The sequence below is a fragment of the Acinetobacter sp. LipI_15 genome (assembly GCF_058242865.1).
On the sequence record NZ_JBZAYN010000001.1, the window covers coordinates 2,485,990 to 2,505,277 of the forward strand.

At 39.9% G+C, this 19,288-nt stretch carries 17 protein-coding genes; 6 read left to right on the top strand and 11 right to left on the bottom strand.

Features of this window, described 5'->3' with window-relative positions:
• Position 1: 1 nt before the first annotated feature.
• From AC4CU0_RS11760 to AC4CU0_RS11775, 4 genes are all read right to left on the bottom strand, one after another.
• Positions 2 to 940 (bottom strand): ABC transporter permease, encoded by a 939-nt coding sequence (locus AC4CU0_RS11760; RefSeq protein ID WP_078190067.1) that lies wholly within the window; start codon positions 938 to 940, stop codon positions 2 to 4.
• A gap of 10 nt (positions 941 to 950) precedes the next feature.
• Positions 951 to 2,966: a M3 family metallopeptidase gene (locus AC4CU0_RS11765; protein ID WP_078190068.1), complete on the bottom strand. Its 2,016-nt coding sequence runs from the start codon at positions 2,964 to 2,966 to the stop codon at positions 951 to 953.
• A 23-nt stretch (positions 2,967 to 2,989) separates the two neighbouring features.
• A complete protein-coding gene (locus tag AC4CU0_RS11770) occupies positions 2,990 to 4,753 on the bottom strand; it encodes an ABC transporter substrate-binding protein (RefSeq protein WP_373684707.1) in 1,764 nt (587 codons plus the stop codon).
• Between the two features lie 67 nt (positions 4,754 to 4,820).
• Positions 4,821 to 6,548, bottom strand: a complete 1,728-nt coding sequence (locus AC4CU0_RS11775; RefSeq protein WP_490743501.1) for an ABC transporter substrate-binding protein — start codon at positions 6,546 to 6,548, stop codon at positions 4,821 to 4,823.
• 774 nt (positions 6,549 to 7,322) lie between these two features.
• Between AC4CU0_RS11775 and AC4CU0_RS11780 the strand changes: the two genes are divergently transcribed.
• From AC4CU0_RS11780 to AC4CU0_RS11800, 5 genes are all read left to right on the top strand, one after another.
• The gene (locus AC4CU0_RS11780) at positions 7,323 to 9,989 is read left to right on the top strand and encodes a TonB-dependent receptor (protein ID WP_180008182.1); all 2,667 of its coding nucleotides are present in this window, start codon (positions 7,323 to 7,325) and stop codon (positions 9,987 to 9,989) included.
• 148 nt (positions 9,990 to 10,137) lie between these two features.
• On the top strand, positions 10,138 to 10,836 hold the full coding sequence (locus tag AC4CU0_RS11785; RefSeq protein WP_180022671.1) for an energy transducer TonB: 699 nt from the start codon (positions 10,138 to 10,140) through the stop codon (positions 10,834 to 10,836).
• A gap of 28 nt (positions 10,837 to 10,864) precedes the next feature.
• Positions 10,865 to 11,728 carry a MotA/TolQ/ExbB proton channel family protein gene (locus AC4CU0_RS11790; RefSeq protein ID WP_078194237.1) on the top strand — a complete coding sequence of 288 codons (864 nt, stop codon included), beginning with the start codon at positions 10,865 to 10,867 and terminating at the stop codon, positions 11,726 to 11,728.
• Between the two features lie 14 nt (positions 11,729 to 11,742).
• Complete coding sequence (locus AC4CU0_RS11795; protein ID WP_078190074.1) at positions 11,743 to 12,168, top strand: ExbD/TolR family protein; 426 nt, start codon at positions 11,743 to 11,745, stop codon at positions 12,166 to 12,168.
• Between the two features lie 18 nt (positions 12,169 to 12,186).
• Positions 12,187 to 12,600: an ExbD/TolR family protein gene (locus AC4CU0_RS11800; RefSeq protein ID WP_078190075.1), complete on the top strand. Its 414-nt coding sequence runs from the start codon at positions 12,187 to 12,189 to the stop codon at positions 12,598 to 12,600.
• A 103-nt stretch (positions 12,601 to 12,703) separates the two neighbouring features.
• On the opposite strand, the gene AC4CU0_RS11805 is transcribed toward AC4CU0_RS11800, so the two are convergent.
• The 6 genes from AC4CU0_RS11805 to AC4CU0_RS11830 form a co-directional block, all read right to left on the bottom strand.
• Positions 12,704 to 13,162 carry a nucleoside deaminase gene (locus tag AC4CU0_RS11805; protein WP_490743191.1) on the bottom strand — a complete coding sequence of 153 codons (459 nt, stop codon included), beginning with the start codon at positions 13,160 to 13,162 and terminating at the stop codon, positions 12,704 to 12,706.
• Between the two features lie 39 nt (positions 13,163 to 13,201).
• Positions 13,202 to 13,846 carry a dethiobiotin synthase gene (gene bioD, locus AC4CU0_RS11810; RefSeq protein WP_490743192.1) on the bottom strand — a complete coding sequence of 215 codons (645 nt, stop codon included), beginning with the start codon at positions 13,844 to 13,846 and terminating at the stop codon, positions 13,202 to 13,204.
• The gene (bioC, locus tag AC4CU0_RS11815; protein WP_490743193.1) at positions 13,843 to 14,631 is read right to left on the bottom strand and encodes a malonyl-ACP O-methyltransferase BioC; all 789 of its coding nucleotides are present in this window, start codon (positions 14,629 to 14,631) and stop codon (positions 13,843 to 13,845) included. The genes bioD and bioC overlap by 4 nt, the downstream gene beginning before the upstream one ends.
• Before the next feature lie 7 nt (positions 14,632 to 14,638).
• Positions 14,639 to 15,796, bottom strand: coding sequence for an 8-amino-7-oxononanoate synthase (locus tag AC4CU0_RS11820; RefSeq protein ID WP_490743194.1), 1,158 nt, complete (start codon positions 15,794 to 15,796; stop codon positions 14,639 to 14,641).
• Positions 15,793 to 17,085, bottom strand: a complete 1,293-nt coding sequence (gene bioA, locus AC4CU0_RS11825) for an adenosylmethionine--8-amino-7-oxononanoate transaminase (protein ID WP_490743195.1) — start codon at positions 17,083 to 17,085, stop codon at positions 15,793 to 15,795. The genes AC4CU0_RS11820 and bioA overlap by 4 nt, the downstream gene beginning before the upstream one ends.
• 86 nt (positions 17,086 to 17,171) lie before the next feature.
• Positions 17,172 to 17,933: an alpha/beta hydrolase family protein gene (locus tag AC4CU0_RS11830; protein WP_490743196.1), complete on the bottom strand. Its 762-nt coding sequence runs from the start codon at positions 17,931 to 17,933 to the stop codon at positions 17,172 to 17,174.
• A gap of 160 nt (positions 17,934 to 18,093) precedes the next feature.
• On the opposite strand from AC4CU0_RS11830, the gene AC4CU0_RS11835 reads away from it, so the two are divergent.
• Positions 18,094 to 18,660, top strand: coding sequence for a peroxiredoxin (locus AC4CU0_RS11835; protein WP_490743197.1), 567 nt, complete (start codon positions 18,094 to 18,096; stop codon positions 18,658 to 18,660).
• A gap of 57 nt (positions 18,661 to 18,717) precedes the next feature.
• On the opposite strand, the gene ftn is transcribed toward AC4CU0_RS11835, so the two are convergent.
• Entirely contained in the window at positions 18,718 to 19,182 is a 465-nt protein-coding gene (gene ftn / locus AC4CU0_RS11840; protein ID WP_067762676.1) for a heteropolymeric bacterioferritin subunit Ftn, read from the bottom strand.
• Positions 19,183 to 19,288: the final 106 nt, after the last annotated feature.

A 19,288-nucleotide genomic window follows, 5' to 3' on the forward strand; every position in this document is an offset into this window, starting at 1 on the left:
CCTACTTCAACTGAACGCGAGGATCGACAAGTTTATAAATCAAATCCGCGATTAAGTTAAAAATCATTGTAGCCGCTGCAACGTAGACTGTAATCGCCTTAATGACAGGGAAGTCACTGCGTTCAACAGCAATAATGACTTCACGACCAATACCCGGAATACCAAAGAATCGTTCAATCAGGAAAGCGCCTATCAGCAGTGCCGGTAGACTCGACATGACATCGGTAATAATTGGAATTGAGGCGTTACGCAGTACATGTACACCTAAAATACGGCTTTCACCCACACCTTTTGCGCGCGCAGTTCGAACATAGTCTTGATTGACTTCATCCAATACAAAACTGCGGTATAAGCGCAAAGTTGGCGCAATACTCACCACCAACATAATTAAGATAGGCAGTAAACCGTATTTAAATAAGTTTTCGCTAAAGTGATCACTCCAGCCTTGAACAGGGAACCAACTCAACTGATATGCAAAAACGTATTGAAAAACAATAATATAAACCAAAATACTAATCGACATACCAATCGTACAAAGCATCATAATCATACGATCGGTTAATGTGCCACGAACTGAAGCCACAGCAAGTGCCAAACCAATTGAAATGATCGTTTGCAAAATGGTTAAAGGAATTAAAATCGTCAGTGACGGTCCTAGACGGGTCAAAATAATATCTGACACCGACTCACCTGTACTCCAACTCATTCCATAATCAAAAGTTAAAATCTGCTTAATGAAAATCCACAATTGGACATAGTAGGGTTGATCAACCCCCAACTGTTGTCGGATGTTTTCAATTTGCTCTGGGTTCGACATTTTGCCTGCTAGAATATAAGCAGGGTCCCCACCTACCCAGTTAAATAAGAAGAATATGAGCAGAACAACCCCCAACATCGTTGGGATCATCTGCCATATACGCCGTATGATATATGCCAGCATAAAGTTGTCCTTACTTCACTCGTTGTCCAGTAATTTCATCAAAGAAAGCTTTGTTATCAGGTTTACGACCTAAGAAATCATGCACCAATTTTTCTGCTTCATATTGACCACCTTGCGACAAGATCGTTTTACGGTAGCGTTGTCCCACTTCTGGGTTATTTAGGTTATCTCCGAAAGCAGACAACATATCGAGTGCCATCACTTCAGACCACATATAGCCATAATAGCCAACTTGGTAACCGCCCATGATATGGTTGAATTGTCCTGGGAATTCAGTGCTTGGGACATAGCCTAAAGCTGTCTCGCCTTCCATTTTCTTCCAAACATCTAAAGGTTTAACACTCAAAGCATCTGATGAGTGAAGTGCCATATCATATTTTGCATACAAGGCTTGACGTGCATAATGCAAACCACGTCCATAGCTATGAACTGCTTTTAATTTATTAATCAGTGCATCATCTACAGGTGGACACGCTGGATTACAGTAATTTGCAAGCGTAGATAAAGTTTCTTTACGACGTGCCCACTCTTCATACATTTGTGAAGGCGCTTCTACAAAGTCGCGCTCTACTGAAGTCCCCGATTGAGATGCATAGCGTGTATTGGACAAAATACCGTGTAAAGCATGACCAAACTCATGAACAAAGGTTTCAAGTTCATCACTATTTAAACCTTTACGGTTAAAGTTGGTCACTAAAGCAGAAATCGGTTTACGCTTAGTCAAGGTACTACCACCTTTTACGCCCCAAACAGCTGCATGACCGTACTTCCCTTCACGTGGGTATTTATCGATATATAAACCACCAAGCAGCTCACCGGTCTTTTTATCTTTTACATCATAATATTCAACTTCTGACTGCCAAACATCGACTTTCGCAGGCTTAAATTCAATGCCATAAAGGTCAGATGAAATGGCAAAAATCCATTCTTGAGATGCTTGGGTTGGGAAATAGTCACGCAATTTTTCTTGATCGATTTGATACTTTTCTTTGCGAAGTTTTTCACTCCAATAACTCTCACTCCAGCGATTGATTTCAGCTTTTTCGAGTGGAATTTTCAGGCTTTTCGCTTTGAACTCACGTAAAGTCTCAACTTCTTTTTTCTCTAAAGGTGCCACCGTTTGATGAACATCGGCTAAGAACTTATTCACTGTTTCAGGGTCTTTTGCCATACGGTGTTGCAACACCCATTCGGCATAGCTTTTTTTGCCAAAGAGCTGCGCAATTTCATAACGTAAATCCATTGCTTGCTTTAACAATACTAAGTTTTTCTCAGTACCACGACGCGTGAATGCAGTTTGGTAACGCTTACGCGCATCATCACTTTCTGCTAGTTCCATAAATGGACGGTATTCTGGGTATTCAAAACCGAGCAAATAATTGCCCTTTTCATTTTTCTTTAAGCCCGAAATATAGCTGTCTGGCAAGCCTTTCAACTCCGCCGGTGTAAACTCCAGTTTTTCTTTATTATCTCGTACATTACGCGCATATTCTTGTTCAATTTTTGCCAATTCATCAAAGATAGCTTTCAAACGTGCACGTTTTTCAGGTGTAAATTGCACCCCTGTATTTTCAAAACCATCCAAGATGTCTTGACGCATTTTTTTATCAATTTCGTCATTGGTTTTGAGTTTTTTAATTTGCTCATAAAGTTTTGGATTTTGATAAACCGAAGTTTGAAACTCCATAATTTTAATTTCACAATCTTCCGCAGCCTTACGTAAAGCCTCATCAGGATCGACGTTGCTATATAGTCCGATTGGTCCATAAAAATCTTCAAATTTGGCAAAAATTTGATCCCACTCCGCCAAAACAGGTGCTGCTTTTGCATTATTTTTTATCTTTTTTTGCTCAAATGCCGCTAAATCTGTTTTCACTTGCTGAATTTTGGCATCACACAGCGCAGGTATTTCTTTGGCTTGGAACTTTGGCAAAGTACTCCGTATTGAATCTTCGGCTTGAACGAATTGGCTAGCGCCGATCATCAACATACTGAGGGTGGTGAGTTTCAAAGCTTTATTTTTCATAATTTCTCCAGTTTTGTTCCATTTTATTTTTTCGGGTCAATATCGATGTACATCCATTCTGTTGCCAAAATTGGATGCTTTTTATAACCAATCACGCGTGGTTGCGACAACACACTACGGTAACGTGCATAATTAATTTGGACAGGCATATACACTTCTAATATGCGTGACATTTTCCGATAGACTGCATCCCGCTCTGGTCCCGGTTTCATACGCTGTGTTTGTTCATATAAACGGTCGTATTCAGGTATTTTTGAACAGCCGTTGTTGGTGACATTGATATTTTTGCCATAGAACAATTGCATAAAATTGTCTGCATCTGGATAGTCTGCGATCCATGCAGATGCTTTAAACATGGTTTTACACTGTTTTTCGGCTTTTAAAGCTTCTGCAAATGGCATCGACTTTGTTGTCATTTTAATTTTGATGCTATCTAAAGTTTTCTTCCAAAATTCGCCCAACTGCTGACTACGGCTACTATTGCCCGATATCGTCATTTCAATCGTAAGCGGTTTACCATTCGGTTGAGTACGCCAGCCATCTGCGCCGACTTTATAGTTATAACGATCGAGCAATAAATTTGCCGCTTTAACTGAGTATGGAATACTCGACTTATAATTCGGGTCATAGCCGACAACGCCGAGTGGAATTGGGCTTTGTAATTTTTGTGCATCACCATTCATCAAAATTTTGATTTGATTATCTGCTGAATAAGCCATCGCCATTGCACGACGTAATGCAATTTTTTCTTTACTAAAACCTCCAACCACAGGGTTTTGCATATTCCAATAGTGATAGTCGATAGAGGGGTCAGAAATCCGCGACATTTGGATGCCTTTTTTAGCCAACTCAGGCTTTAGCTCTCCATCTTTTAAGGCTTGTACCGACAAATCTCCATCTAGTACCAACAAATCCGCTTCATTTTTTGCAAATGTCAACCAACGTGATTGTGATTCTTCCATCACCTGAATATCAATCACGCCAATTTGCGGCATTTTTTTGCCTTGCATGGCTTTTACAATCTTTTCATCTTTGGCATCTGATGCCTTGAAGTCCCAGACAAAGCCACGATAGTTGGGATTGGCCTTTAAAATAATTCGTGAACCAGGTGTCCAGCGTGTCAAAATATATGGCCCTGTGCCCACAGGTTTACCCATCACAAAACCCGCTTTGTCTCGATATTTTTCGACCACTTCACGTGCCATGGCCGATGCAGGTTGATGAGCCAATAACATTGGAAAGTTTTGATCTGGAGAATTTAAACGAATGATAAGGGTATAACGATCAGGAGTTTGTATGCCATCAATGGGCGCATCATAATCAAACTTACCTGTTTTTTTCGCCTTTTCTAAAACCTTCTCCATGCCTAAAATGCGGCCATCGAGTAGCCAACTGTTTGGTGAACGAAGTTGTGGATCGACTAACCGTCTAAAGGTATATGCATAATCAGCCGAGGTTAACTCTCTTTTCTTGCCCTTAAATACAGGATCATCAGCAAAATAAATGCCTTTTTGCAGGCGAATGGTATAAGTCAAACCATCAGCACTGATTTCTGGCATCGCAGCCGCCGTTTTAGGAACCAACTTTGCCGGCGATGCTAAATAGTCATAGGTATATAAGGTTTCAAAGATTGATGTATTCACATGTGCAGAATACAGATCATGCACGCCAACTGGGTCAAAACCTGTTTCTGCGACAGGGAAAATATGACGTAAAACTTTATTTGGATCTGCTGGATTCTTTGCCGATGCTAATGTCGGCATCGCATTGAACAACACTCCCCCCATCAAACACGCTGTAGCAAATTTGGTTAGCGTAAAATTCGAATTTCGCTTCATTGTAATCCTGACTCAATTATTTTTTACTAGGCTGAATATCGAGATATTGCCAACTGATGTTCATCATTGGATGTGTTTTATACCCCTGAATTTCAGGGTGAATTAACCAATTACGAATCCGTGTAGAATGGATAATCCAAGGGTTATCCGCTTCAATTTGACGGTTCATTTTTTCATAAAAAGGTTCACGATCTTTAGGTTTCAACACAATTGCTTGTTTATATAATGCGTCATAAGCTTTAGATTGATAACAACTTAAATTCCCTTGTCCTGAATTTGGCCCATATAGTAATTGAGCAAAGTTCTCCCCTTCAGGATAATCTGCAATCCACGCTCCAGACCACATCATATATTTACATTGCATTGCTTCTTTTAAGTTATCGGCAAAGTTACTGACCTTAAACTGTACCCGTATCCCAATGGCATCGAGATTTTTTTTCCACAACTCAGATTGAATCACCGATTGAGAGCTATTTTCAGTATTTATTTTTAAGGTCAACGCTTTACCATCGGGCAAGGTTCGATAGCCATCAGCACCTTTCTTATAACCAAATTGATCCAGTAATTTATTGGCCAGCAATGGGTTATATCCCAAACTGCTGCGATATTTTGGATTAAAGCCACTCACCCCTTCTGGCAAAAACATTTCAGCCTTTACGGCCTGCCCTTGATATAACTGTTTAATCGATTCAGCTTGATTGTATGACATGCTGATCGCACGGCGTAAAGCAATCTTTTCAAGGCTTTGACCACCGACAAGCGGGTCTTGCATATTGAACATGCTGTAGGTGATTTCAGCATCTTTATTTGGATAATGCTTAATGCCGAGCTTTTGCATATCCGGCTTAAGTTTATTTTGCGAATCTAAGGCTTGCGGTACTGCATTTGAGGTCAATTTGTCAAAATTCAGCTGCCCTGTTTTAAATGCTAACCACCGTGACTGTTCTTCTTCAATAATACTGACGGAAACTTTGCCGATTTGCGGCATTTTCTTCCCGTTCATTTCTTTGACTAATTGATTATCCCAAGCTGTGCCTGTCGATTTAAAATTCCAGACAAAACCACGATAATTCGGGTTTGCAACCAATTCGATCTTGCTACGTGGCACATATTTACTGAGCTGATACGGTCCTGTTCCCACAGGATGCTGTGCAATTTTATTGCCATAAAATTCAACAACTTCTTTTGAAATTGCACCAAACGTAACATAGGCCAAAATATATTGGAAATTATAGTCAGGGCGCGTCAAAGTAATTTGCAAAGTATAAGGATCTATCGCTTTTAGGCCGGCAATTGCTGCATTGTAATTAAATTTTCCTGACTTTTTTGCATCCGCAACGACCGCATCCCCCCCTAAGATCTTGCCATCAATAAATGAATAAGTCGGAGAACGGTTAGCTGGATCTAAAATTCGCTGAATTGCGTAAATGTAATCTTGCGCAACTAGCTCGCGTTTTTTTCCCTTAAAGGCTGGATCATCTGAAAAATGGATGCCTCGTTTGATTTTGAAGGTATAGACTTTTCCTTCTTGTTCAATCTTTGGCATCGTTTCAATAGTATTTGGAACAAGAACAACAGGACGTGCTAGATAGTCATATTTCAATAAGGGTTCAAAAATGGCTTCCGCAATATTGCCACTATAATAATTATAGGTTTTGACCATATCAAAACCATCATCCGGTGCTTCAAATGCAATATTTAAAACTTTATTCGATTGTGCAGAAGCTTGAACCTCGGCCATCATCCCTGTTGAAATTAATAATGCAAGGAGCGCTATTTTAAATTTTCTAGTTTCCAAACCTTTTCCTTTCTGATGATTTTTTAATAATACAAAGCCGCAAGCAGACTTTAAATAAAGCCACCTTTACTAAAATAAAATGAACCAGTTTAAATTAAGTTTTAAACGTAGAACTTAATACAGTAATTAATATAAAGCGAAATTCATGCCACCACTCCTTGGTTGAAAGTTATCTGAATTAAATATCCTTTTAAATTCATTTTTTAAGATAAATTTATACTAATAGCGACTTTCCGAGTAAAGCTCGTTTTTATCAAAAATTCAACTCTTGGATGTGTACTCATCCATGCACATTCTGCACAAATATAATACATTCCTGATTCATAATGGATCACGATCAGATGAAATGACAGATAAAAGACAACTAAACCACTGAATTTATAATTTTTTATTTTTTATTTATTTATCTTATTAGCCTTATAAATCAAACACATAAATATGAATTAAATCACACTTTTTGAGGTTTAATTTGCACCCAATCATGTTTTTAAATTTTTTTTTGATCAAAAGTTAAATTCCTAATAAAACCTAATTAAAAGGATAACTTTAAAAAAATATACTTACCGTTCATCTTAAAGTTCTCCACTTTAAAACCAACAATGTAGATATTTATCAGTATTTTATATTTGAAAATAAAATTTAAATATAAATTTGGCACTTGAATTGCTTAAAAAGAATCAAGCAATATCGCTAACTACAACAAAAAGGAATACTTTTACTATGAAAGAGAAAAAAAATGCTAAATCTGTGGGGGGCACACCATTTAGCAAAACAATACTTAAATTAAGTACTCTTAGTTTAAGTATGCTGTGTTTATCTTTAGCGCATGCAGCAGATAATACGGACGAAGAAGAGAAAGCTCAGCCAAAAGTAGCTAAAGTGACCGTAACAGGCTCTTCAATTAAAGGGGTAGCAGCACAGAGTGCATCACCAATTACGGTGATTAAAGCTGAAGAATTAATTAAACAGGGTGTTACCACTGTTGAAGAAGCGATGAATAAAGTCAGTGCTAACCAGGCTGGCTTTGTGACTTCCCAGAATATTGGTAAAAGTAATACCTCTGGTTCTTCAGCAAATTTACGTGGTATTGGTACCGATAAAACACTTGTCCTTTTAAATGGTCGCCGTCTGGCAAATAGTCCATTCAGTACTTCAGAAGTCAATTTGAATATCATTCCATTGGCAATGGTAGACCGCGTCGAAGTCCTACGTGATGGTGCATCTGCCGTTTATGGTGCAGATGCAATCGCAGGTGTAATCAACTTTATCACTAAAAAACAATATACAGGCGCTGGTATTAGCGGAGGTATATTTGCACCTGAAGAAGCTGGAGGCGATAAAAAGGACGTCTCTATTTTTGGTGGTTATGGCGATTTAGATGAACAAGGTTTTAATGTCTATGGTGTTATCGATTATCGTAAAACCGACCCAATCTGGGCTAAAGATCGTAAAGTCAGTAAACGTGGCGGTTTAATTCCTGAACTCGGTATGGCAATTGGATCGACAGCTGGATTCCCTGCAAATATCGGTGATTCAGGCGTTGGTATTGTTAACCCGTATATCAACGATAACTGTAATAATGCACCAAATACATTTGTCTCTGGTACACGCTGTTTACTTAATACCCAAGCATTGATTGGTATTATTCCGGAAGAAGAAACACTATCTGCTCTTGGTAAAGCTACAATTAAAATCAATGACAATATCAATGCTGTTGCTGAATACATCTATACAAAAAGCGAAGTCACCACTTCTATTGCTCCAGATGTTTGGGGTGGTAGCCTAACTATTCCGAATACAAGTAAATACTACCCTGGAAATGGCATAACTCCAGGTATAACTGGTTTAAAAGATGATGAAGCTGCCCTTTATCTTCGTTCTCAAGCTGGTAATCGTGTATCACACACCATTAATGAATCGAATCGTGTCTTTGCCGGAATTGAAGGTGAAGCTTTAGGTTGGGATGTGAACGCCGGGGTGACATATGCCAAAGGTGAATCAAGTGACAGCTTCAAGAGCGGCTATCTCAACATGGAGAAAGTACAAGATGCGCTGAATGATGGAACACTTAATCCATTTGGTGCACAAGCACCTGAAGATGCAGGGAAATGGTCGACTTTTGATGTTAGAGGTAAAACAAACGTCGCGAGTTTAGAATCAACTTCTGTTGACTTCACAATTAGCCGACCAATTTTCGAACTACCTGCGGGTGAAGTTGGTTTTGCATTCGGTGGTAGTTTCACTAAGCAAGATTGGGAGGCTAAAGTAAACTCACCGATTGTCGCTTTAGTTCCTGGTAGTGGTATAGACCCTGATAAACCAATCAGTAAAGGTGATCGTGAAAATACAGCATTCTTTACAGAATTCCACATTCCGATTTTACCAACCTTAGAAGCTCAACTTGCAGCGCGTTATGATGATTTCAGTGATTTCGGCGATACATTCAACCCGAAAGTTTCATTACGTTGGGAACCGACAAAGCAATTGATGTTCCGTTCGTCATATAGCACTGGTTTCCGTGCCCCAAGCCTTTGGGAAATCAACGCTCCACAAAGCGAAACATACACTAGTGCCAGCTTCGACAATCCAAGATTTTGTGATGCTGAGGGCAAGCCAAATGATGTTAACTACGCCGACCAATGTGGTATGCAATTCAAACGCAAGCAAGGTGGTAACCCAGATCTTCAACCTGAAGAATCAACATCATATACAGCTGGTTTCGTCTTTGAACCAATCAAAAACTTAGTCTTTACTGCTGATTACTACAATATTGAAATTGAAGATCTTGTTGGTTCAATTACACCTGACATGATTTTCGACAATCTTAGTCAATACGGTAACTTAATTGTATATGCACCAGATGGCCGAATTCAGTATTTAAATACAACACTGCAAAACATGGGTGGTTTAAAAACTTCTGGTGTTGATTTAAGTCTAAATTATCAAACTCCAAATACACCTACAGGACGTTGGGGCTTCGGTATTGATGGTACTTATGTCATCAAAATGGATTACCAAACTGAAAAAGGCGGTGAATGGGAAGGCTTAGTCGGTGTTTATGATGACCCTGCAGTTGTCCGCTGGAAACATACGGCCAACCTAAATTGGGCATATGAAAACTGGGGATTGCGTTTCGAACAACAATTCACCCGCGGTTATGAAGACGCATCTGAAACTCGTGATGTTGCTGACTACACCTTGTATAACGTTGCAGGTACTTACAAAGGCTTTAAAAATCTAGAGCTTACAGCAGGTATCAAAAATATGTTTGATGCCGAGCCAGCTGCATCTGACGCAACAAACAATGCACAGTATGGTTATGACCCTCGCTACAGCGATCCAACAGGACGTACTTACTTTGTACGTGGTACATATAAATTCTTCTAAAACATAACTTTGCTAACACGGTTACTCGTCTAACCGTGTTAGTAGCGTTAATTTATTTAATTAGTCAAACATAAAAAATGCAAAAAACACTTATATCTCAAGTGCCAATTTCACTATTGATTGTTTGTCTCACATTTCAGGAGTAGTAATGGGCAAAAGCTTTTCCGAATTAGAAAATAATTCCGGCAAACGCCTGATCGGAATTGGGGCAGTCATTCTTCTGCATCTCATTGTACTCTACGGATTAATTACTGGCCTGTCCAAAAAAGGTGAGAAAACTGTAGAAGAACCTGTTGAATTAATCATTATTCAAGATAAAAAACCTGAGCCAGAAAAACCGAAACCAATTGAAAAACCACCTGAACTACCAAAACTCGTTAAGGAAGTGCTCAAAACACCAGACCCTCAACCTGAACAAAAGGTTGTTGAAAAAGCTGCACCAACACAAACAGTTAAAGCCGTTTCAACACCTACGCCTACAACCTCTCCATCTCCTAGCCCTGTTGCAGCACCTGCACCAGTCGCTGCGGCAGCACCCGCTCCTGCCCCTGCTCCAAAACCAGCTGGGGAAACACGTGGTGCATCTGAGGGAAGCGTTGGATGTAAAGAACCAGATTACCCTCGTGAAGCTGCAATGGCAGAAGAAGTAGGAACTGTCCGCATCTCTGTATTGGTTGGGCCTGACGGCAGTGCGAAACAAGTGAAGGTCAAAAAATCGAGTGGTACTAAATCTCTAGATAAGGCTGCTAGCAAAGCATTCAGCTTATGTACATTTAAGCCTGCACTCAAAAATGGTGAGCCAGTTGAAGATTGGTTTGATATTGAATACGAATTTAAACTTGATTAATGAATCTACAAAAATTTGGAGAATATAAATGAATAAAATGATGAAATCTGCGCGTATTTTTGCATCTGCTACAGTTTTAGTAACAAGTACATTACTCCCACTGCAAGCAGCATTTGCTGAAGAATCTGCAAATACTGCAACAACACAAGTAGAAACTACGAATACAACAAATACACCTGCACCGCCACCAATGCCTACAGCAACCAAAGAAGTCTATAACCCGTATGGCTTAGAAGCACTATGGCGTGAAGGTGACATCGTTGCTAAATCGACACTCTTTATCTTGGTCCTGATGTCGATTGGAACTTGGTACATCATGGTCACTAAATTTATTCAACAAGCTAAAATTAAACGTCAAGGCAAAGAAGCCGAAGCTAAATTTTGGGATGCTGCTTCAATTGATAGCGCAGCAGAAACCTTAGACGAATCGAGTGCATACCGCTTTATTGCAGAAAAAGGCATTAATTCAACCAAAAAACATGGCGGTAATCTGCTGGAACGTATCGACTTCAACACATGGGTGACTATTTCAATCCAGCGTGCTATCGATAAAATTCAAAGCCATTTAAGTGGTGGATTGGCTTTTCTCGCAACTGTCGGTTCGACTGCACCATTTGTGGGTTTGTTCGGTACAGTTTGGGGTATTTACCATGCTTTAACGGCAATTGGTATTTCAGGTCAAGCATCTATTGATAAAGTTGCAGGCCCAGTCGGTGAAGCCCTAATTATGACGGCAATTGGTTTGGCTGTAGCAGTACCTGCGGTTCTTGGCTATAACTGGTTAACGCGTCGTAATAAAGCAGTTCTAGATAATGTTCGTACCTTTGGTTCAGATCTACACACCGTACTTTTAAGCGGTGAGATCAAAAACAATAATAACGACACAAAATAAGAGAGGCATCAGCCATGGGAATGATGGTCAATTCAGATGGTGACGAAGATGATGTAATTTCAGCCATTAATACAACACCTTTGGTTGATATTATGTTGGTGCTGCTCATTATTTTCTTAATTACAGTACCTGTTGCAATCCATACAGTTCCGGTGAAGTTGCCTGAGGAAAAGAACACGCCTTATGAAACTAAACCGATCAATATTCAGATTGCTGTCAATAAAAATGGCGATATCTTCTGGAATGAAAAATACATTGCAGATAAAGATACGCTGATCAGTCGACTACAAGCGGAAGCTAAAAAGCGTCCGCAACCTGAAGTTCATATCCGTGGCGATCAGGTGACAAAATATGAAGCGATTGATGAAGTCATTAGTGCAACACAAGCAGCAGGAATTGGCAAAATTGCTTTTGTCACGACTCCTGTTGCCGCACCATAATCGGATGAGGGACAAGGTATGGGAATGAATGTCGGTTCCGATAAAGACGATGATGTTATGTTGGACGTCAACATGACGCCATTGATCGATGTGATGTTGGTTTTGCTCATTATGTTTATTATCACAATTCCAATTCCAAATAACTCGATCAATATTGATTTACCAAACGGTACGCCACCGCCAACCAATGAAAAGCCGCCTGAGCCAGTCACTTTACGGATTGATGCGCAGGGTAAATTATTTTGGAATGGTCAACCCGTTGCCAATAAACAAGCTTTAGAAACACTTTTTGCTGGTGTTGCACAACAAGCAGATCAAGATACGATAAAAGTGCAACCTGACAAAATGACAGAATATAAAGATGTCGCTATGGTGATGGCAGCAGCACAACGTTTGAATGTCAAAAAAATTGGGGTCTCAGCAAATCAATAATTGCTCCCCAACAATAAAGCCAACTGATCACCTCAGTTGGCTTTTTTAATTATTCACAGAAATCTATCCAGTTAGTGACTCAGAAATAAACACATAGTATTTATTAAGTATTTTTCTGCTTCCAAAAATCATATAGCTCATGATCACAGTTTGGCTTTAACTGACTAAAACTCAACCCTTGCTGTTCATGTGGTTCAAGTCTTAATTTTTCGGCAATCTCTGCTGTAGATAAACCATAGGCTTCTGCATCAGCATTTGAATAAGCATATACAATTTTTTCAACTCCAGCCATTCGCAGAGCCGCCAAACACATTGGACATGGTTGTCCGCTCGCATAAACGACACAGTCCTTCAAAGACGTCGTATTTAAATTTTGGGCGGCTTGTCTTAATGCATTTAACTCGGCATGAGATGTCGGATCGCCTGAGATTAATATTTGATTCACCCCTGTACTCACCACAGCACCATGCTTAACGATCACAGCACCAAATGGTCGCCCACCTTGCTCAATATTTTCTTTCGCAAGTTGAATCGCAAGTTCTATAAACGCATGATCCGTCATAAATACGCCCAATTATTGTCAATATAAAGAGTTAGCCCATTATGCCAATACAGGAACATCAATCCATAACGCCTCTGGAAAGTGTTTCGCTAAATATGCTTTTAAATATTCAGCAGTATCTTTAGAAATCAATGCATCTTGCGATTCATCATTTAAATTATAAGCCAGTGCATAAAGCACTAAGCCACGACTTTTTAGTGCTTCCAAACTTAAAATCGTATGGTTAATGCTGCCCAAACGACCTGATGTCACCAAAATAACGGGATATTGTTTCTCTACAACATAGTCGATGGTTAAAAGATCCGTGGTTAATGGCACCATCAACCCACCCGCACCTTCGAGTAAAACGTTGTCATATTTTTCAGTTAAACGTTTTGTAGCGTATTCGATTTTAGCAAAATCAATGTCACGTCCATCGATTTTGGTGGCGAGATGTGGCGATGCAGGATAACTAAATATTTCAGGCATCGTGAGTTTGGTTTCATCTTCGACCAACAACCCTGTACCCATAATTTGACGATGTTGTTCTATATCCTCAGAAATATCGACATTGCCTGTTTGGATCAACTTTTGCGTGATCGTTCGCGCCCCTTGTTCATTCCATATTTTAGCCAAATAGCCTGTGGTATATGTTTTACCGATGCCTGTATCGATCCCACTAATGAAATAAACTTGCCCTGTCATGGCATTCTCCGTGCAATACAAAAAATCGGATGATAGGTCAGTGTATAACGCATCTGCCCAGTTTCATCACGCAAAGAAAACTGTTGATATGCTGAATAAAAATCAAAGAGCGATTGTTTCGTCCAACGAAAATGTGAGGCTGTCGCAGTCACACCTGTCGCTTTTAAATGCTGCAAAACCTGCTTTGGATGATCAAAATATAATGCCGCTGTCTGCTCTGAAAGATGCAGAATTTCAAAACCTTTTTGACTTAATATGACTTGAAGCATATCAACATCGAGGTAGTCCAAACCCTGCCCAGTCAAAGCTTTTATTTCCTGTAAATTCTGCTGTCCAAAGGTCGAAAAACAAAAATATGCCTCTGGATTTAAACTTTGAAAGGCTTTTTCGACAATGCCCGCAAAGTTCCCTACCCATTGCAAAGCCGAACTCGATGCGATCAAGTCGATATGCTGTGGAAATTCAAGTTGTTCGATATCTCCAAGTCTGTACTGAATCTGCGGACTTGACTGAAAATGCTGTTGAATTTCTGCATATAGATCATTTAAAACCAAACGATTGATTTGCATATTTTCCAGCATTAAATGGCTTAAATTCCCCGAGCCACATCCAATTTCAAAAAGCGTTTCCACAGGATGATTTTGCAACTTTGGACAATACTGCTGCATCAACTCAAATAAATGTTGAGCAATCTCTTTTTGTGCTACGGCATGTTCAGCATAGCTGTGCCCTGCCTGAGCAAAGCGTAACGCCACTTGGGATTTATCAATCTCAAAATTATTCACAAGTCACTCACAACAATTGAGTCAACTGATCCAAATCAGTTTGTGTAATCTGAGCAGTGAGTGAAATGCGTAAGCGCGAACTATGCTGCGGCACAGTGGGTGGACGTACAGGCATGATATAAAAACCTGCCGCTTGCAAAGCTTGAGCCTTGGCAACAGTTTTATTCGACTCGCCAATAATGACCGGCACAATATGTGATGTAGATGGACAATCAAAACCTTTGGCTTCCACACTTTGCTGCAAATTTTGACTGATTTGCTGTAAATGGTGACGCTCTGCTTTTAAATTTAAAACGTTCTTGAAAATAAAATCTGTCCACGCCATACAGATCGGGGGCTGTGCGGTACTAAAAATCAACGGTCGCATCGAGTTAATCAAATAGTCACGAATAATCGCATGACAGATGAGATACCCCCCTATTGAAGCCAGTGCTTTACCAAATGTCCCGACTAAAAGATCAATATCATCCATCACCTGATATTGTTCAGCACAGCCTAAACCTCGCTCACCGCGCACACCGATTGCATGTGCCTCATCGACATACAACATCACTTTGGGAAATTGTTTTTTTATCCGTACCAATTCAGCCAAATCGGTTTCATCACCATCCATACTGAAAATCGATTCAGTCACCACAATGATCCGCTCAAAAGCCTCATCTTCATGATATTTGCATAAAAGCTGAAATAGATGCGCCAAATCATTATGGCGATAACGTACATATTTCGCACTCGATAATCGGATGCCATCAATCATACTGGCATGAATCAGCTTATCCGCCAATATCAAGGTTTTACTGTCTGCGAGCGAAGGTAAAATACCGATATTCATGTGGTAACCGCTATTAAAGAGCAGCGCTGCACGACCATGAAAGGCATCACTTAATGTTGATTCAAGTTGCTCATATTCTGGAAAATTCCCCGTCAGCAACCGCGAAGAGGATGAACTCATCCAACGTAGTGCGTTCGGGGTTTCATCAAAAAACTGTTCACGTAGATGTAGGTTTGAAGCCAAACCTAAATAGTCATTTGACGCTAAATTCAACATGTTGTGATCGTGAATACTAATGTAACGATCGTGCTGATGATTTGAAGTGAACTGACGTAAGTTGCCTTGCTGTTTTAGTTGATCAAGTTGATCTGAAAAATGGTTTAGCAGATTCATGCTGGCTGCTCCATGTTTTTCACCACCTCAACCATGTGTTCTAGCAAGGTTTTTAATGCATGCTCAGAAATAATATATGGTGGCATCACATAAACTAGCTTACCGAATGGACGAATCCAAATGCCACGACGGACAAACTCCTGTTGTAGCGTTTTCATATCGACATTGAAGGTCAATTCCACCACACCAATAGCACCAAGTATTCGCACATCTTTGACATGTTCAAGCGATGAAAGTGCTGGTAAATGAAACTTCAATTGAGCTTCGATACGTCGAATATTGGCTTGCCAATCTTGAGAAAGCAGCAGTTCGGTACTTTTTACAGCCACAGCGCAAGCCAAAGGATTTGCCATAAAGGTTGGGCCATGCATAAACACGCCGGCTTCGCCTTGGCTAATCGTATTCGCGACTTTCTGCGTAGTCAGGGTTGCAGACAAGGTCATATAACCGCCTGTCAGTCCTTTACCAATACACATAATATCTGGCTCAACTGCGGCCCATTCCCAAGCAAAGAGCTTTCCTGTTCGCCCAAAGCCTGTCGCAATCTCATCAAAGATCAGTAAGATATTATATTTTTCGCAGAGTAATTTAGCTTGACGCAAATATTCAGGATGGTAGAAACGCATGCCTCCTGCACCTTGCACAATCGGCTCTAGAATCAATCCCGCAATATTTTCATGCTGTTCAGCAAGTGTCTTTTCTAGTTCAGCAATATCCGTAGGATTCCACACTTGGTCAAAGCCAATTTGCGGCGCGGGAACAAAAATTCGATTGGGCAAACTGGAACCAAATATCTGATGCATCCCTGTCACGGGATCACACACAGACATCGCATTCCAAGTGTCGCCATGATAGCCAGAACGTGGAGTGACAAAATTGGTTTTATTCGGTTGATGCAAAGACGCCCAATACTGCACTGCCATTTTTAAGGCCACTTCGACAGCTACAGAACCTGAATCGGCAAAGAAGATTTTATCTAAGCTGGGCGGGGTGATTTTTAACAGTAACTTAGCCAATTGAATCGCGGGATCATGTGTCAATCCACCGAACATGATATGTGACATCTGTTGCAGTTGATCGGTCACTGCCTGATTTAGCTCGGGATGGTTATAACCATGAATTGCACACCACCATGAAGACATACCATCAATCAATTGATGCCCATCTTCAAGCTCAATCATCGCCCCTTGCGCACGTTTCACTTTAAACGTTGGAAGGGGCTGAGTCATCGATGTATAGGGATGCCAAATATGCTGCTGATCAAATTGTAGATCGGTTAAATTGGCCATCCCTCACTCCATGTATCAGGCTTAAACATCAATGAGGCAAGATGTTAAACCCACGGCAAGGAAAAATAAATTGCCATAAAGCCCAGCTATTCAGAGATTTGTTCTATTTTCTTTAAATATTGGCAGATTTTGCAACTTATGACTTCAGATTGAAACAATGGAAAGCCATGTGAGCCAGAAACCAATTCAGTCTCCAAAAACTTTACAGCTAAATTACGCAGTAAGCGTTCAACTTTGTAACTAACTAAAAAATCTTGCTTAGCAAACAAATGGTATTGATGACCAGTGTAATTTTTCAAGATACTGACATTATTAAGCTTCTCCAAACAGTTCAATCCTGCTCGAAGCACATCTAAATTTTGCGCTTGAATCAAACTTTGCAAGGTGATGAAATCTTGCTTGCTGCTATCAGTACCCTGACAAACCATATAACCAAACTTCTTTAGGGTCGAAATTGCATCTTGCTCGAAAGATTGTTTAAAGCTTTGAAAACTGGTTTGATCCATCGCAGCAGGCCACTGTTCATCAGCCACAAAACTTGGATTTGAGCCAAGTGTGATCAGCACTCTCTGTTGTTGATATTTTTTTTGAATTTCATCTACCAAAATCGTCGCCAATTGACCACCAAGTGACCAGCCAATAATCACATCAAATTGCTGCGCCAATTCAACTTTCTGTTCGAGCACTGCTAGATTTAAGGCATCAAAAATATTCCATAATTCGACCTGATAACCTTGTGTGATCAATGCCTGCTGTAAAGGAGCAAGTAATTTACTACCGCCGCCCCAGCCAGTAATAAGTAAAATATGTTGATTCAATACAAACTCTAAAATTAAACGATTCCACATAGTATAAAAGTTCAAAGCACGTTTGATAGTGGCATTTCAGCACAACAACCGATTTGCCAAAAGACATTCGCAATCGACTTTGATAAATATAAAATCAGCCTGCCTACAGTGCTTTAAAATTTGCTAAGATCGGATAAAGAACAATATAAACTGATGCTCTATGAAAGTTTCTTCATTGCTTAAAATCTGTTTAATGACATGTGCTTTAATAGCAACTACCCAAATTACAGTTGCCGAAACATCTATACTCAGCACCAGTCAAAACAAACAAAAACAATGGGTAGGCACACCGGCACCCAACTTTAAATTGCAAGATCAACATGGAAAATGGCACGAACTGAAGCAATATCAAGGGAAATGGCTTGTTCTGTACTTTTATCCCAAAGACAACTCACCCGGTTGTACAGAAGAAGCCAATCAATTTAAAACCCTGTATCCACAATTTTTAAAAACTAATGCGGTTGTTTTGGGCGCAAGCTTAGATGATGTTGCATCACATCAAAAGTTCTCTAAAGCACTCGGACTTCCCTTTCCAATTCTTGCCGACCAACAGCATAAGCTGGCGACTCAGCTAGGTATTGTACGAAACTTAGGGATTTTGAAAGTTGCCAAACGTGAAACCTTTCTCATTGATCCGAAAGGTATTATTGTTTATCATTATACCAGTGTGAATACACAGACACATGCTGCGCAAGTCTTGGCAGATATTAAAAGACTACAACAATAGTTTTCATGCCCCAATAAAAAACCCAGCAGAAGCTGGGTTTTTTGGATATTTTTTAAATTACATTTGAGACTGAATATAATTTGGTAGACCAATGAGTTCGATCAAACGCATTTGCTTTTCAAGCCAGTAAGTATGATCTTCTTCAGTATCTGACATTTGCTGACGGAGCATATCACGGGTCACATAGTCACCCTTTTCTTCACACAATTTTACACCTTGTGCAAGTTTCTCACGAACATGATATTCAAGCGCCAAATCCGCTTTTAAACAGGTCACAACGTCTGTACCGACTTCAATATCATCACGATTCATATTCGGCGTTCCTTCAAGGAACAATACGCGACGAATCAATGCATCTGCATGTGAGCCTTCTTCTTGGCTTTCATGATCGATACGTTCAAAGATTTTACTTAAGCCCCAATCTTCATACATACGGGAATGAATTAAGTATTGATCACGAGCAGCCAGTTCGCCACCGATCAGCATATTTAAGTAGTCTACGACTTCTGGATTGCCACGCATTTTCTTCACTCCATACCCTTTTCAAATATTATGGACAAGTTTCAAAATGAATGCAAAATATAATTTTTGTAAGTTTATGATTTATATAAAATTTAAATGATAAACA

Excerpts from the sequence above, each read along its gene's own strand:
- AC4CU0_RS11760 (WP_078190067.1), bottom strand. The coding sequence starts at position 940 with ATGCTGGCATATATCATACGGCGTATATGGCAGATGATCCCAACGATG.
- AC4CU0_RS11765 (WP_078190068.1), bottom strand. The coding sequence starts at position 2,966 with ATGAAAAATAAAGCTTTGAAACTCACCACCCTCAGTATGTTGATGATC.
- AC4CU0_RS11770 (WP_373684707.1), bottom strand. The coding sequence starts at position 4,753 with ATGGGGGGAGTGTTGTTCAATGCGATGCCGACATTAGCATCGGCAAAG.
- AC4CU0_RS11775 (WP_490743501.1), bottom strand. The coding sequence starts at position 6,548 with ATGATGGCCGAGGTTCAAGCTTCTGCACAATCGAATAAAGTTTTAAAT.
- AC4CU0_RS11780 (WP_180008182.1), top strand. The coding sequence starts at position 7,323 with ATGAAAGAGAAAAAAAATGCTAAATCTGTGGGGGGCACACCATTTAGC.
- AC4CU0_RS11785 (WP_180022671.1), top strand. The coding sequence starts at position 10,138 with ATGGGCAAAAGCTTTTCCGAATTAGAAAATAATTCCGGCAAACGCCTG.
- AC4CU0_RS11790 (WP_078194237.1), top strand. The coding sequence starts at position 10,865 with ATGAATAAAATGATGAAATCTGCGCGTATTTTTGCATCTGCTACAGTT.
- AC4CU0_RS11795 (WP_078190074.1), top strand. The coding sequence starts at position 11,743 with ATGGGAATGATGGTCAATTCAGATGGTGACGAAGATGATGTAATTTCA.
- AC4CU0_RS11800 (WP_078190075.1), top strand. The coding sequence starts at position 12,187 with ATGGGAATGAATGTCGGTTCCGATAAAGACGATGATGTTATGTTGGAC.
- AC4CU0_RS11805 (WP_490743191.1), bottom strand. The coding sequence starts at position 13,162 with ATGACGGATCATGCGTTTATAGAACTTGCGATTCAACTTGCGAAAGAA.
- bioD (WP_490743192.1), bottom strand. The coding sequence starts at position 13,846 with ATGACAGGGCAAGTTTATTTCATTAGTGGGATCGATACAGGCATCGGT.
- AC4CU0_RS11820 (WP_490743194.1), bottom strand. The coding sequence starts at position 15,796 with ATGAATCTGCTAAACCATTTTTCAGATCAACTTGATCAACTAAAACAG.
- bioA (WP_490743195.1), bottom strand. The coding sequence starts at position 17,085 with ATGGCCAATTTAACCGATCTACAATTTGATCAGCAGCATATTTGGCAT.
- AC4CU0_RS11830 (WP_490743196.1), bottom strand. The coding sequence starts at position 17,933 with ATGTGGAATCGTTTAATTTTAGAGTTTGTATTGAATCAACATATTTTA.
- AC4CU0_RS11835 (WP_490743197.1), top strand. The coding sequence starts at position 18,094 with ATGAAAGTTTCTTCATTGCTTAAAATCTGTTTAATGACATGTGCTTTA.
- ftn (WP_067762676.1), bottom strand. The coding sequence starts at position 19,182 with ATGCGTGGCAATCCAGAAGTCGTAGACTACTTAAATATGCTGATCGGT.